The sequence below is a fragment of the Uliginosibacterium sp. TH139 genome, from assembly GCF_002855595.1.
GTDB lineage: Bacteria > Pseudomonadota > Gammaproteobacteria > Burkholderiales > Rhodocyclaceae > Uliginosibacterium > Uliginosibacterium aquaticum.
Genome location: NZ_PKRR01000002.1, coordinates 669,512 through 683,256, shown reverse-complemented (window position 1 = coordinate 683,256; position 13,745 = coordinate 669,512). Strand labels below are relative to the sequence as shown.

Sequence of the window (13,745 nt, the reverse complement as noted above, 5' to 3'; positions counted from 1 at the left end):
ACTGATGTGAAGACTCATGCAGAACCTCCTCGACCTTGATGCCGATGCCCTGATCGCTTGGTTCGCCGAACGCGGCGAGAAGCCATTTCGCGCCCGGCAGATCCTGCGCTGGATCCACCGTTTCGGGGAGACCGACTTTGATGCCATGACGGATGTAGCCAAGAGCCTGCGTGCATTGCTCAAGGAAACTGCCTGCATCCAGCCTCCAGTGCCGATCCGTGACAACCTGTCGACCGATGGCACACGCAAGTGGCTGATGGATGTCGGCAATGGCAATGCGGTCGAGACCGTGTTCATTCCGGAAGCTACCCGCGGCACCCTGTGCGTGTCCTCGCAGGCGGGCTGCGCACTTGACTGCGCTTTCTGCTCCACGGGAAAACAGGGCTTCAACCGCAACCTGAGTGCGGCAGAAATCATCGGCCAGCTGTGGCTGGCCAATCGCCTGCTGGGCGCCGAACCCAATGGCGAGCGCATCATCAGCAACGTGGTGATGATGGGCATGGGTGAGCCTCTGGCGAATTTCGACAGCGTGGTATCAGCGCTCAAGCTGATGCTGGATGACCATGCGTATGGCCTGTCGCGCCGTCGCGTGACAGTATCCACCTCTGGCATCGTGCCAGCGATGGATCGCCTGCGCGACGAATGCCCGGTGGCGCTAGCCGTATCGCTGCATGCACCGAACGATGCGCTGCGCGACAAGCTGGTGCCGATCAACCAGAAGTATCCCCTGAAGGACCTGCTGGCCGCGTGCAACCGTTATCTGGACAAGGCGCCGCGTGATTTCATTACCTTCGAATACATCATGCTTGAAGGTGTGAATGACGGTGACGAGCACATCCGCCAGTTGATCGATATTGCACGGGAGGTGCCGTGCAAGTACAACCTGATACCCTTCAACCCTTTTCCGGACTCCGGCTTTCATCGCTCGTCGGGTCCAGTAGTCCGTCGTTTCTCGCAACTGCTCAATGAAGCCGGTATTGTCACGACCACGCGCAAGACGCGCGGGGATGACGTCGATGCTGCTTGTGGCCAGCTGGCCGGGCAGGTCAAGGACAAGACGCGCCGGACCCAGAAACGTGTAGTACCCATCCAAGAGGTGCGTTGATGCTCAACTCTGTACGCTGTTCCGTTTTGCTGCTGGCTTTGTTTGGCCTGCTTTCTGGTTGTGTGGCAGGCTTGCCCATCGGTGGTGATGCTGAGTCTGACCGTCCTTCTGCCGAGCAACCGGCCACTACTGCGGCTCGGCGCTCTGCCAAGTTGCACGTCGAGTTGGGGCAGGCTTATCTGCAGAGCGGGCGCAACGGCGTAGCGCTGGATGAGGCGCGTGCCGCAATCGCTTCGGATTCGGCCTATGCACCAGGCTATCTGCTGCAAGGCATGGTGTATGCCGCTCAGGAGCAGTATTCACAGGCGATTCCTGGTTTCGAGCAGGCTTCCCGCCTGGCGCCAGGAGACCCTGAAATCGCTAATGCCTATGGCTGGTTCCTTTGCTCGCAGGGACGTGAGTCTGAAGGTCTGCCGCGAATTGAGCAGGCTGCACGCAACCCCTACTACGCCACGCCAACGCGCGCGTGGACCAATGCAGGTCTGTGCCTGCTTCGCCAGAAGAATATCCCTGCGGCGGAGGAGCGCTTCCTGAGGGCCGTTCAGACCGACACGGCCAATCTGCAGGCCTATTACTACCTGGCAGATATCGCCTATCGCTCCAACCGCGACCTACGTGCCAAGGAGTGGATGGACCAAATTCTGAAGCAGATGAAAAACAGCAACGTTGAGATCCTGTGGCTCGCCGTTCGCATTGAGAACCGTCTGGGCAATCGCAGCACAGTCGCCGATCTGGGCTCGCGGATGCGCAAGGAGTTTCCGGGCTCCAACGAATATCAGTACTTTCTGCAGGGGAAGTTCGAGTGAGCGAGCAGATTCAGGAGGCGGCGCAGACCGCTGCAGAGAGCCTCTGGACCCAGTTGCGCGCGGCGCGTGAAGCGCGCGGGCTCTCCCTTGGCCAGGTTTCCGATCAACTCAAGCTGACTGTGCGTCAGCTAGAGGCGATCGAGCGTGGTGATCTCAGCGCCTTGCCGGGCAGCACCTTTGCCCGTGGTTTTGTGCGTAACTACGCGCGGTTTCTGGGCTTGGATGCAGAGATTTTCCTGCGCGCCGGTGAGACCAATGAGGCGCCGGTCGTGGCCGAGCTGCCTGAGCAGATGATCACTCCCAGCCTGGGGCGCATGCCTTCACCGGGCAATCCGCGCTACTCGGCGTTGCCGATTGCAGCATTGGTGCTGGTGCTGGCCGTGGTGCTTGGCGCAGGCTGGCATTATGGCTGGCTCGAAGCGCGCGAGGAAACGGCGCTGCTTAAAGCGCCGCAGGAAGAGGTTTTCGTGCCTGTGGTTGAAGTGTCGCCTGTCGTCAGCGAGCCTTTGGTTGCGAGCAGTGTGCCTGCCCCGCAGCTCGAGGCGAGTGTGCCGGTGAGTGTGGTGGCTGCCGTCGTGCCGATGGCGCAGAGCGCGCCCCAACCGGTGATGCTGCCAGCTCAGTCAGTACCGCCGGCTACGCCGCCAGCGGTGCAGAGTGCTCCTGTGCGCGTGACCCCGTCCGTTCCTGTGGCGATAGCTCCGACGGCGTCTGGGCCCGCCGTGGGTGGTCTGCCGCGCATGACGCTGAGTTTCGAGGGTGACTCCTGGGTTGAAGTGCGTGATGCCAGTGGGCAGATCGTCTTCTCCCGTCTTAATCAAGCTGGTGGTGTCCAGGAGGTTCAGGGACAGGCTCCCTTCGATCTGGTCATTGGCAATGCTGGCAAAGTGAAGCTCTCCTGGAAGGGCCGACCGGTCGATCTGGCTCCGCTGATTCGTGGCGATGTGGCCCGTGTGAAACTGCAGTAAGAATCTCTGATGTCGCAAAATTCCACTTTTGCCGGCGCTCTGGGCCGGCACCCGACTCGTCTGGTTCGCATTGGCCGTGTGCAGGTCGGCTCGCAAGTGCCGATCGTGGTGCAGTCGATGACCAATACCGATACGGCGGACCATGTCGCGACAGCGATTCAGATCGCCCAGCTGGCGCGCGCAGGCTCGGAGCTGGTTCGGATCACCGTGAATAACGACGAGTCAGCCAAGGCTGTACCGAAGATCGTCGAGCAGTTGGCGAAGATGAATGTGGAGGTGCCGATCATCGGTGACTTCCACTACAACGGCCACAAGCTGCTGACGGACAATCCTGCCTGTGCCGAATTGCTGGCCAAGTACCGTATCAATCCCGGCAACGTGGGGCAGGGCCAGAAGCGTGATGTGCAATTTGCGCAGATCGTGGAGCTCGCCTGCAAGTACGACAAGCCGGTGCGCATCGGTGTGAACTGGGGCAGCCTCGATCAGTCTGTGCTGGCGCGCATGATGGATGCCAACGCGCAGCGAGCGGAGCCGTGGGATGTTGGTGCGGTGATGCGCGAGGCGCTGATCGTGTCGGCGCTCGAATCTGCGCAGGCGGCTGAAGACGTGGGCATGGCGGGTGATCGCATCATCCTGTCCTGCAAGGTTTCCAGCGTGCAGGATCTGATCGCCACCTATCGCGAGCTGGCCCGTCGCAGCGATTACCCGCTGCATCTTGGACTCACTGAAGCCGGCATGGGCAGCAAGGGCATCGTGGCCTCAACCGCTGCGCTGGGCGTACTGTTGCAGGAAGGCATTGGCGATACCATTCGAGTGTCATTGACCCCTGAGCCGGGCGGTGCCCGCACCCAGGAAGTCATCGTGGCGCAGGAAATCTTGCAGAGCATGGGTTTGCGTGCTTTTACGCCGATGGTTACCGCCTGCCCGGGCTGTGGTCGCACCACCAGCACCTTCTTCCAGGAGCTTGCGCAGAGCGTGCAAAGTTATGTACGCGAGCAGATGCCGGTGTGGCGCGACCAGTATGATGGGGTTGAAAATCTGACCCTTGCGGTGATGGGCTGCGTGGTCAATGGCCCCGGCGAAAGCAAGCATGCCAATATCGGTATTTCCCTGCCAGGCACTGGCGAGACGCCGGCTGCTCCGGTTTTCATCGATGGCCAGAAGGCCATGACCCTGCGTGGCGACAATATCGCCCATGAATTCCGCGTCATCCTCGATGAGTATGTCGCCACCAAGTATCCGAAAAAGATCCAGTAAATGAGTACCAAACTGCAAGGCGTGCGTGGCATGAATGACCTGCTCCCCGAAGAGGCGGAGCGTTGGGAGGCGTTCGAGGAAATTGTTCGTGACTGGCTGCGGAGCTATGGCTATCGGCCGATTCGCACTCCGATCGTGGAGTACACGAAGCTGTTCTCGCGCGGCGTTGGCGAGCACACCGACATTGTCGAGAAGGAGATGTACTCCTTTGAGGATCGTCTCAACGGCGAACACCTCACCCTGCGCCCGGAAGGTACTGCCTCCTGTGTGCGCTCGGTGATCGAGCACAACCTGATTTTCCAGAATCCGCAGCGCCTCTATTACAGTGGCCCGATGTTCCGTCACGAGCGTCCGCAGAAGGGGCGCTATCGTCAGTTTCATCAGGTCGGTGTGGAAGCCCTGGGTTTTGCCGGCCCGGACGTGGATGCTGAGCACATCGTGATGTGTCGTCGCCTGTGGGATGACCTCGGGTTGGACGATGTCGAACTTCAGCTCAATTCCCTGGGGGATGCGGCCGAGCGCGCCACACACCGCACTGAGTTGATCGCCTATCTGGAGAAGTATCAGGATCAGCTGGATGAAGATGGCAAGCGTCGCCTCTACGCCAATCCACTGCGTGTGCTGGACACCAAGAATCCGGCGCTGCAGGAGATCGTCGAAGCCGCACCCAAACTCATCGAGTATCTCGGTGAAGCATCTCTCAAGCATTTCGAAGCCGTGCAAGCCTTGCTGCGCGAGGCTGCCGTGCCTTACCGGATCAATCCGCGAATGGTGCGAGGGCTGGACTATTACAACCGCACCGTGTTCGAATGGACGACTACTCGCCTGGGCGCTCAGGCCACTTTCTGCGCCGGCGGTCGTTACGACGGTCTAATCGAACAACTCGGCGGCAAGCCGGCTCCGGCCTGTGGTTTCGCGATGGGCATGGAGCGTGTGATGTTGCTGTGGCAGGAAGGCCTGGATGCCGGCCCGCTGGTGAGCCCCGATGTGTACGTGGTGCATCAAGGAGAGAAGGCTGCGCCCTTTGCTTTCCGCAGTGCCGAACTGCTGCGTAGCGCGGGCTTCGCGGTGGTGTTCCATTGCGGTGGTGGCAGCTTCAAATCGCAGATGAAGAAGGCCGACGGTTCAGGTGCGGCGTATGCCGTGATCGTGGGTGATGATGAAGCAGCGGTCGGGCAGGTGGCGCTCAAGCCTCTGCGTGGAGAGGGCGAGCAGCAGGCGGTAACGCCCGAAGCGCTCGTTGAATTGCTGGCAGACCGCCTTTACGGCGAGTGAGCCGGGCACGGACAGAATCAATCAAGAGACGGAAGACGGAACATGGCAGCTTACGATCTGGAAGAGCAGGAACAGCTTTCGGCCATCAAGGCCTGGTGGGAAAAGAACGGCAATATCGTGACGGGTAGCGCGCTGGCGTTGGCGCTGGTCGTGGCTGGCGTGCAAGGCTGGCGCTGGTATCAAGGCAAGCAGGCGGCTGAGGCTGGTGGCCTCTACAGTGCCGTGAGCCTTGCCGCGCAAGCCAAGGATGTGGGCAAGGTTGGCGTGCTGACTGACGAGTTGGTCGCCAAGCATGGCGGCAGCGTGACGGCTGAGCTGGCTGCTTTGCAAGCTGCACATACCGCACTTGAAGCGGGGGACGCCAAGACTGCCCGCAGCCGTCTCGAGTGGGCTGCTTCCAGCAAAGCTGATCCTCTGTTGCGCGATGTGGCCCGCCTGCGACTGGCTGCGCTGCAAATCGATGCCAAGGAACTTGAGCCGGCGCTGGAAACCCTCAAGGCTGAGCCCAATGAGGCGTATCTGCCGCGATTCGAAGATCTGCGTGGAGATGTCCTGTTTGCCCAAGGCAAGACGGCGGAGGCGCGCGCTGCCTACAAGCGCAGCGTTGAGGCCGCGTCCAAGGCGGGTGAGCAAACGACCTCTTTCCGCAATCTTGTGCAGATCAAGCTGGATGCGCTTGGAGGCGCCTGATGAAACTGCGAGTGCTGGCCGCCCTGGCCCTGAGTTCTAGTCTGAGTGGTTGCTTCCTGTGGTCATCAGATCCCGGGCCCAAGCCTTCGCCGCTGCCCGTTTTCAAACAGACGGGCGAGCTGCGCGAGCAGTGGACCGCTTCCTTGCCGGAGATCGGCGACTCCCTGCTGAGCCCGACGCTTTCTGGTGGCAGTGTCTATGCTGCCGCCCGCAAGGGCCAGCTGGCGCGTTTCGATGCGGCCGGGCGTGAAGTCTGGCGGGTCAAGACGGCGCCGCGCCTCTCCGGTGGCGTGGCTAGTGATGGCAATGTGGTGGTGGTGACCAGTAGTGATGGCGAATTGCTTGTCTATGAAGCAGACAAGGGCAGCTTGCGCTGGAAGACTACCGTGGGCGGCGAAGTGCTCGCCTCCCCTCTGATTGCCGAAGATATGGTGGTGGTGCGGATTGGCGACAATCAACTCGCCGCATATGGTGTGAGCGACGGCAAACGCCGTTGGGTCTATCAGCGCGCTCAGGCCTCCCTGGCCTTGCGTGCGCCGGTGGGATTGGCGCGTTCGGGTGATGTGTTGTTTGCCGGTTTTCCGGGCGGCAAACTGCTGGCGCTGAGTCTCGCCAGTGGGGTGCAGCGCTGGGAGGCTACGATTGCCCAACCCAAGGGCTCCAACGAGATTGAACGCATGGCGGATGTGGTGGGCGATCCGCTGGTGCGCGGCGATCAGGTCTGTGTGGCTGCTTTCCAGGGGCGTGTTGCCTGTGTGGATCGCAGCAATGGCAGCCTGCGTTGGGCGCGTGACTTTTCTTCGGCCAGTGGTATTGCCGCGGATGCCGGCAGCCTGTATTTCGCCGATGCAGGCGACACTTTGTATGCCCTCGATCTGGCTTCTGGTGCTAGTCAGTGGAAGCAGGACAAGCTGGCCTATCGGCGCCTGACCCGTCCGGTACTGGTAGGCGACAAGCTGGCCGTGGCGGATGTACAGGGCTATGTCCATGTAATTGAAGCGCGTTCTGGAGAGTTCGTGGCCAGTCGCCGCGTGGATTCGTCCGGGGTGCGTGCCCTGATGCAGACGCTGCCCAATGACGGGATGGCGGTGCAGGCCATCGATGGCGACCTTTACGCCTTGAGCCTGCGGAAGCAGTAAATCTGGAGTTGTTGTGAAACCTACGCTGGTGCTCGTGGGCCGACCCAATGTCGGCAAATCCACGCTTTTCAATCGTCTGACCCGCACCCGCGACGCGCTGGTGGCGGATATGCCGGGTCTGACCCGCGATCGCCACTACGGGATTGGCCGTGGAGGCTCGCGCCCCTATCTGGTCGTCGATACAGGCGGTTTCGAACCGCTGGCCAAGGAAGGAATCGTGGCCGAAATGGCCCGTCAGGCCGAGTCCGCCATCGCCGAAGGCGACGCCTTGCTGTTTATCGTGGACGGTCGTGTCGGCTTGACGCCGCATGACAAGCAGATCGCAGACACGCTGCGCCGCTCGGGTCGCCCGGTGTTCCTCGCTGTAAATAAAGGCGAGGGCATGAATCGCGACACTTTCAGTGCCGAGTTTCATGAGCTGGGCTTTGGTACGCCGTATGTGATCTCCTCTGCGCATGGCGAGGGCGTTCGTCAGTTGCTGGATCTGGTGCTGGATAGTTTTCCCAAGGACGCAGAGCCTGGGGATGATGACGAGGCGGGCCCCAGGGTGGCCATCGTCGGTCGTCCCAATGTGGGTAAATCAACCCTGATCAACGCCTTGCTGGGCGAGGATCGCGTGATTGCGTTTGATATGCCCGGTACTACGCGTGATGCGATTGCCGTGCCTTTCGAGCGCAACGGCAAGGCCTATACCCTGATCGATACGGCTGGCCTGCGTCGCCGTGGCAAGGTCTTTGAGGCGATCGAGAAATTTTCGGTGATCAAGACCTTGCAGGCGGTGGAGGAGGCCAATGTTGTTGTGCTGGTGCTCGATGCTAGTCAGGACATCTCCGATCAGGACGCCCACATCGCCGGCTTCGTGCTTGAGGCCGGCCGCGCCCTGGTGCTGGCGGTGAACAAGTGGGACAGCGTCGACGACTATCGTCGTGAGCGGATCAAGGCTGAGATTGCCCGCAAGCTCTACTTCCTCGATTTCGCGCGCCACCATTACATCTCGGCGCTAGAAGTGGTGGGTATCGGCCCATTGCTCAAGTCGGTGGATCTGGCCTATGCGGCGGCGATGATCAAGCTGGCCACCCCCAAGCTCACGCGTGCTTTGCAGACCGCGCTGACCAAACAGCAACCGCCGCGCCACGGGGTGTATCGTCCCAAGATGCGCTACGCCCACCAGGGCGGTCAGAATCCTCCTGTGGTGGTAGTGCACGGCAATGCGCTGGAGCATATTCCTGACTCCTATCGCCGCTATCTTGAGCATCATTTCGTGGAAACCTTCAAGCTGCAGGGGACCCCGCTGCGCATCGAGTTCCGCTCGGCGCACAACCCCTATGCGGACAAAGACTATCCTTGATCGTGTGCTATTGATCGTGCGGAAGTTCTGCTAACCTTTCCCCTTTGGCCAGTGCCCTTTTTCCCGCACGCTGTGCTTCACTGGCCGAGCTTTTCCAATAACAATATTTCTGAGGGCCAAAAACCATGAGCAACAAAGGCCAGATGCTGCAAGACCCCTTCCTGAATACCTTGCGCCGCGAGCACATTCCGGTCTCGATCTACCTCGTCAATGGCATCAAGCTGCAAGGCCATATCGAGTCTTTCGATCAGTATGTGGTGCTGCTGAAGAACACGGTCACCCAGATGGTGTACAAACACGCCATCTCTACCGTGGTGCCGGCCCGTGCTGTGTCCATTCCGCACGAAAATGCGGGTGATGCGCCTGCCGCACCGAAGGAATGAACGCCTGCCCGCATGGCGGGCAGCGGTTTCTCTTAATACCCTGATCCGGGTGCAGCCTGAGGTTGCACCCGGATTTTTGCCTGTGCCTCCGCATGTTTGATCGCCCCGCTTCGGAAGGAAATCGCGCCGTCCTGGTGCAGCTCGATTTTGGTGCGGGGGGGCTAGCTGAATGTCTAGCTGAGTTCCAGATGCTGGCGGGTTCGGCAGGCGCTGAAACAGTCGCCATCATTCAGGGCCGGCGCAGGGCGCCCGATCCAGCCCTGTATGCGGGCTCCGGCAAGGTTGACGAAATTGCTGCCGAAGTCCTTGCATCCGGGGCTGATATCGTGATCTTCAATCATGAATTGAGCGCCGGGCAGCAGCGTAATCTTGAGCGCGTGCTGCAGCGTCGGGTCATTGATCGCACGACCTTGATCCTCGATATCTTTGCCCTGCGTGCCAAGAGCCATGAGGGCAAGCTGCAGGTGGAGCTGGCCCAGTTGGAGCATCTGGCGACGCGCTTGGTGCGTGGCTGGACTCACCTTGAGCGTCAGAAGGGGGGTATCGGTCTGCGTGGGCCGGGTGAAAAGCAGCTCGAAACCGACCGCCGCCTGCTCGGCAAACGCGTTGCCCTACTCAAGGAACGACTGCGGCAGTTGGAGAAGCAACGCAAGGTACGGCGCCGCTCAAGGGAACGCAGTGAGGTGCCTGTGGTCTCATTGGTTGGTTACACCAATGCGGGCAAGTCCACCTTGTTCAATGCGCTCTGCAAGGCCGGTGCTTATGCGGCCGATCAGCTTTTTGCCACCCTCGACACGACTTCACGCCGCGTCTATCTGCATGATGCACAACGTCATATGGTGCTCTCGGATACCGTGGGTTTCATCCGCGACTTGCCGCACTCGGTCGTGGCTGCGTTTCACGCCACGCTAGAAGAAACGGCACAGGCAGATCTGTTGCTGCATGTGGTGGATGCATCCTCGGCGGATCGCGAAGCGCAGATTGATGTGGTCAATGAAGTGCTGACCGAGATCGGCGCGGGCGACGTGCCGCAGATCCTCGTCTGGAACAAGATCGACATGACGCATGGTGTGCCGACAGTGGAAGAGGATGGCTATGGTAAAATCGAGCGCATTTTGCTCAGCGCCCGCACGGGCGAAGGGCTGGATTTGCTGCGCAACGCGTTGGCCCGCCAGCTCTTCCCGATCATGATTGCCGGTGAGGCTTCAGAGCCGCCGGCTTCCCCGATGGATGACTCAGACCAGGCAGACTCATGATTACCGGACTACTCATGTCAATCAACGATCCACGCTGGGGCAACAACAGCCAAAGCGACGACAAGCAGGGTGAGGGCAAGCGCGGCGATGAGCAGGGGCCGCCAGACCTTGAAGACATCTGGCGCGACTTCAACAATAAGCTCAGCGGCATGTTCGGCAAGCGTTCGGGCGGGGGGGGCAGCAATACGCCGCCACCGGCGCCGCTGAATCCGCGTCAGCTCGGTGGCGGCGTGGTGCTGGTTGTTCTGGCTGCGGCGGCTTTGTGGCTGGGAAGCGGGTTTTACACAGTCGATGCCAGCCAGCGTGGCGTGGTGTTACGTTTTGGCAAGCTGCAGGAAATCACCAATGAAGGTTTGCGCTGGCACTTGCCATACCCCGTCGAGGCGGTGGAATTGGTCAATGTCACGCGTGTGCGCACGGTGGAAGTCGGTTTTCGCGCCAACGACCGGTCCAAGAATCTGCATGAGTCGCTGATGATCACGGATGACGAAAACATCGTGAACATCCAGTTTGCCGTGCAGTACACGCTGAGCGATCCGGCGGAGTTCCTGTTTGCCAACAAGGATGCGGATGTCACCGTGAAGTTGGTAGCGGAGGCGGCTATGCGCGAGATCGTAGGCAAGAGTAAGATGGATTTCGTGCTCTACGAAGGGCGCGAGGCTGTTGCCAAGCAAGTTCATCTGATGATGCAGAAGGCGCTAGATGAATACCGCTTCGGCCCTTACAAAGGCAGTGGCGTGTTGATCAGCAAGGTGACTATGCAGAATGCTCAGCCGCCCGAGCAGGTGCAGGAGGCTTTCAATGATGCCGTCAAGGCGGGGCAGGATCGCGAACGCTTGAAGAGCGAAGGCCAGGCCTACTTCAACGATGTGGTGCCGAAGGCTGAAGGGACGGCCGCGCGTCTGCGTGAGGAGTCCAAAGGCTATGCCCAGCGCGTGGTGGCTCAGGCGGATGGCGATGCCAGCCGCTTCAAGCAGATCTTTGCCGAGTACTCGAAGGCCCCGGAAGTTACGCGCAACCGCATGTATATCGATGCGATGCAACAGGTCTATAGCAACACCACCAAGGTGCTGGTGGACTCCAAGGGCAATGGCAATCTGCTCTACCTGCCGCTCGACAAGCTGATCCAGAACGGAGGTGCCGCTCCTGCTGCAGCTGTCGATGCCGCCGTGCCGGCGAGCAAGCCGGTTGTCGAGACGCCGGCCGCTGTGCCGCGTCAGGAGCCGGATCCTCGCAGTCGCGAGGCCCTGCGTTCGCGTGAAAGGGAGAGCCGCTGATGAATGCCCGTTTGCCCGTGATTTTTGGCGCACTGCTGATTGCAGTCGCCGTGCTATCGATGTCCATCTTCACCGTGGATCAGCGCAAGTACGCGCTGGTCTTCCAGTTGGGGGAAATCAAGCGTTTTGAGACTGAGCCTGGGCTGAAATTCAAGCTGCCCATGATTCAGGATGTAAAGTATTTTGATCGCCGTATCCTGACACTTGATTCACCCGAGTCCGAGCTCTTCCAGACGGCAGAAAAGAAGAACGTGCTGGTTGATTCCTTCGTGCGCTGGCGCATCAAGGATCCGGCCGTGTTCTATCGTGCCTTTGGGGTCGAGGAGGTGCGTGCCAATACGCGTCTTGAGCAAACAGTGAATGCCGTGCTGCGTGAGGAGTTCGGCAAGCGCCAGGTGCATGACGTGATTTCTGGTGAGCGTGAAAAACTCATGGATGCGGTGCAGGCCAAAGCTGCAGCAGATTCCGTACAGTACGGCGTGGAAATTGTCGATGTGCGTGTCAAGCGCGTAGAGCTGCCGACTGACGTGAGCGAATCCGTATTCCGTCGTATGGAGGCCGAGCGCAAGCGTGTGGCCAACGAGTTGCGTTCCACCGGTTCGGCCGAGGCCGAGCAGATCAAGGCGGATGCGGATCGTCAGCGTGAGGTGGTGATTGCGGAGGCCTACCGCGATGCTCAGAAGATAAAGGGCGAGGGCGATGCCAAGGCGGCCGCGATCTACGCAGAGGCATTTGGCCGCAGCCCCGAGTTCTATCGTTTCTGGCGCAGCATGGAAGCCTACAAGCAGACTTTCCGCAGCAAAAGCGACATGCTGGTCGTTGACCCGTCTTCCGATTTCTTCAAGTACATGAAGAGCGGTGGCGGCAAGGACAGCGGCAAGTAAGCATGCTGCGTTATTTTCTGGCCGCACTGGCTTTGATGCTGGTGTTTGAAGGCCTTGTCCCCCTATGCGCGCCGGCTGCCTGGCGCGCCACCTTCCAGCGCATTACCCGCTGGGCAGACGGGCAGATCCGCTTTGCGGGCATGCTCTCTCTGCTCACCGGGGCGCTGCTCTTCATCCTGGTTTACTGATTCCTATGGCTTTGCCACGCTGGGCGCTGCCCGAATATTTTGCGGACGTGCTGCCGGTCGAGGCGCAGGGCATTGAGCACCTGCGCCGCGTTCTGCTGGACGAGTTCCGCCTCAACGGCTATCAGCTCGTGATTCCGCCGACGGTCGAGTATCTGGACTCGCTGGTGTCCGGTACAGGGCGTGACATGGATGACTCCATGTTCAAGTTCGTCGACCAAATCTCCGGTCGCACGATGGCTTTACGCGCCGATACCACGCCGCAGGTCACGCGGATCGATGCCCATTTGCTGAATCGTCAGGGCGTGACCCGCCTGTGCTACTGCGGGCCTGTGGTGAATGTGCTGCCGCGTTCAATGACTGCATCGCGTGAGCCGCTGCAGATCGGCGCCGAGCTGTACGGCCACGACGGAATCGAGGCGGATGTTGAAGTGTTGCGTCTTCTGGCGCGCACGCTGGCGCTGTCCGGTGCTCGCGCCAGCCGTATCGACGTGGGGCATGTAGGCCTGTTCCGTGCCCTGGCTGAATTGGCGGGGCTGGATCGTGAGGCAGAAGAAGTGCTCTTTGGCATCCTGCAGGCCAAGGATGTACCGGCGCTGCGTGATTTCACCGCCGCCATGGCTGAGCCTGCGCGCTCCGGTCTGCTTGCCTTGCCGGGGCTGTATGGTGATGCCAATGTGCTGCTGCGCGCACGTGATGTGTTGCCGGGCGTTGCCGGTGTGCACGCCGCGCTTGATGAGTTGCTGCACTTGGCCCGTCAGCTGGGGGATCTGCCGCTGAGCTTCGATCTTGCGGATTTGCGCGGTTATCACTACCACACTGGGTTGATGTTCGCGGCCTACTGCGGCGCATCACCGACTGCGGTTGCTTTGGGTGGTCGCTATAACGAAGTGGGGCGTGCCTTTGGCCGCGCCCGTCCGGCGACAGGTTTCAGCCTCGATTTGCGCGAGCTTGCTGCGCTTGGGGCAGGCGTCGGTATGTTGGGCGCCATTCTTGCCCCTCTGGATAATTCGGCTGAGCTGGCAGCGTGCGTGAGCGCGCTGCGTGCCGGAGGGGAGGTCGTGATGCAGGAGTTGCCGGGGCATACGGGCTCGTGGCGTGAGGCGGGCTGTGATCGCCGCATTGTTTTGAAGGATGGCGCCTGGTGCGTCGCCGCTCTGGAAGACTGAGGA

At 60.6% G+C, this 13,745-nt stretch carries 14 protein-coding genes; all 14 read left to right on the top strand.

What is annotated here, in order from left to right:
* The first annotated feature begins 16 nt into the window (after nt 1–16).
* Nucleotides 17–1,105, top strand: a complete 1,089-nt coding sequence (gene rlmN / locus C0V76_RS06700) for a 23S rRNA (adenine(2503)-C(2))-methyltransferase RlmN (RefSeq protein WP_101941583.1) — start codon at nt 17–19, stop codon at nt 1,103–1,105.
* Complete coding sequence (gene pilW / locus C0V76_RS06695) at nt 1,105–1,911, top strand: type IV pilus biogenesis/stability protein PilW (RefSeq protein WP_101941582.1); 807 nt, start codon at nt 1,105–1,107, stop codon at nt 1,909–1,911. The genes rlmN and pilW overlap by 1 nt, the downstream gene beginning before the upstream one ends.
* On the top strand, nt 1,908–2,879 hold the full coding sequence (locus tag C0V76_RS06690) for a RodZ domain-containing protein (protein ID WP_101941581.1): 972 nt from the start codon (nt 1,908–1,910) through the stop codon (nt 2,877–2,879). The genes pilW and C0V76_RS06690 overlap by 4 nt, the downstream gene beginning before the upstream one ends.
* 9 nt (nt 2,880–2,888) lie before the next feature.
* Nucleotides 2,889–4,136: a flavodoxin-dependent (E)-4-hydroxy-3-methylbut-2-enyl-diphosphate synthase gene (gene ispG, locus C0V76_RS06685; protein ID WP_101941580.1), complete on the top strand. Its 1,248-nt coding sequence runs from the start codon at nt 2,889–2,891 to the stop codon at nt 4,134–4,136.
* The gene (gene hisS / locus C0V76_RS06680) at nt 4,137–5,411 is read left to right on the top strand and encodes a histidine--tRNA ligase (RefSeq protein ID WP_101941579.1); all 1,275 of its coding nucleotides are present in this window, start codon (nt 4,137–4,139) and stop codon (nt 5,409–5,411) included.
* 42 nt (nt 5,412–5,453) lie between these two features.
* Entirely contained in the window at nt 5,454–6,101 is a 648-nt protein-coding gene (locus C0V76_RS06675; protein WP_101941578.1) for a tetratricopeptide repeat protein, read from the top strand.
* Nucleotides 6,101–7,240: an outer membrane protein assembly factor BamB gene (gene bamB / locus C0V76_RS06670; protein WP_101941577.1), complete on the top strand. Its 1,140-nt coding sequence runs from the start codon at nt 6,101–6,103 to the stop codon at nt 7,238–7,240. The genes C0V76_RS06675 and bamB overlap by 1 nt, the downstream gene beginning before the upstream one ends.
* A 13-nt stretch (nt 7,241–7,253) precedes the next feature.
* The gene (der, locus tag C0V76_RS06665) at nt 7,254–8,588 is read left to right on the top strand and encodes a ribosome biogenesis GTPase Der (protein ID WP_101941576.1); all 1,335 of its coding nucleotides are present in this window, start codon (nt 7,254–7,256) and stop codon (nt 8,586–8,588) included.
* Nucleotides 8,589–8,713: 125 nt separating this feature from the next.
* Entirely contained in the window at nt 8,714–8,971 is a 258-nt protein-coding gene (gene hfq, locus C0V76_RS06660; protein ID WP_101941575.1) for an RNA chaperone Hfq, read from the top strand.
* Nucleotides 8,972–9,063: 92 nt separating this feature from the next.
* Nucleotides 9,064–10,227 (top strand): GTPase HflX, encoded by a 1,164-nt coding sequence (gene hflX / locus C0V76_RS06655; protein ID WP_101941574.1) that lies wholly within the window; start codon nt 9,064–9,066, stop codon nt 10,225–10,227.
* Between the two features lie 14 nt (nt 10,228–10,241).
* On the top strand, nt 10,242–11,504 hold the full coding sequence (gene hflK, locus C0V76_RS06650; protein ID WP_101941573.1) for an FtsH protease activity modulator HflK: 1,263 nt from the start codon (nt 10,242–10,244) through the stop codon (nt 11,502–11,504).
* Nucleotides 11,504–12,388 carry a protease modulator HflC gene (hflC, locus tag C0V76_RS06645; protein ID WP_101941572.1) on the top strand — a complete coding sequence of 295 codons (885 nt, stop codon included), beginning with the start codon at nt 11,504–11,506 and terminating at the stop codon, nt 12,386–12,388. The genes hflK and hflC overlap by 1 nt, the downstream gene beginning before the upstream one ends.
* Nucleotides 12,389–12,390: 2 nt before the next feature.
* Nucleotides 12,391–12,576, top strand: a complete 186-nt coding sequence (locus tag C0V76_RS06640; protein ID WP_101941571.1) for a DUF2065 domain-containing protein — start codon at nt 12,391–12,393, stop codon at nt 12,574–12,576.
* A gap of 5 nt (nt 12,577–12,581) precedes the next feature.
* Nucleotides 12,582–13,742 (top strand): ATP phosphoribosyltransferase regulatory subunit, encoded by a 1,161-nt coding sequence (locus tag C0V76_RS06635; RefSeq protein WP_101941570.1) that lies wholly within the window; start codon nt 12,582–12,584, stop codon nt 13,740–13,742.
* The last annotated feature ends 3 nt before the right edge of the window (nt 13,743–13,745 follow it).

Coding starts and splice junctions, on each gene's coding strand:
- rlmN (WP_101941583.1), top strand. CDS start 17: ATGCAGAACCTCCTCGACCTTGATGCCGATGCCCTGATCGCTTGGTTC.
- pilW (WP_101941582.1), top strand. CDS start 1,105: ATGCTCAACTCTGTACGCTGTTCCGTTTTGCTGCTGGCTTTGTTTGGC.
- ispG (WP_101941580.1), top strand. CDS start 2,889: ATGTCGCAAAATTCCACTTTTGCCGGCGCTCTGGGCCGGCACCCGACT.
- hisS (WP_101941579.1), top strand. CDS start 4,137: ATGAGTACCAAACTGCAAGGCGTGCGTGGCATGAATGACCTGCTCCCC.
- C0V76_RS06675 (WP_101941578.1), top strand. CDS start 5,454: ATGGCAGCTTACGATCTGGAAGAGCAGGAACAGCTTTCGGCCATCAAG.
- bamB (WP_101941577.1), top strand. CDS start 6,101: ATGAAACTGCGAGTGCTGGCCGCCCTGGCCCTGAGTTCTAGTCTGAGT.
- hfq (WP_101941575.1), top strand. CDS start 8,714: ATGAGCAACAAAGGCCAGATGCTGCAAGACCCCTTCCTGAATACCTTG.
- hflX (WP_101941574.1), top strand. CDS start 9,064: ATGTTTGATCGCCCCGCTTCGGAAGGAAATCGCGCCGTCCTGGTGCAG.
- hflK (WP_101941573.1), top strand. CDS start 10,242: ATGTCAATCAACGATCCACGCTGGGGCAACAACAGCCAAAGCGACGAC.
- hflC (WP_101941572.1), top strand. CDS start 11,504: ATGAATGCCCGTTTGCCCGTGATTTTTGGCGCACTGCTGATTGCAGTC.
- C0V76_RS06640 (WP_101941571.1), top strand. CDS start 12,391: ATGCTGCGTTATTTTCTGGCCGCACTGGCTTTGATGCTGGTGTTTGAA.
- C0V76_RS06635 (WP_101941570.1), top strand. CDS start 12,582: ATGGCTTTGCCACGCTGGGCGCTGCCCGAATATTTTGCGGACGTGCTG.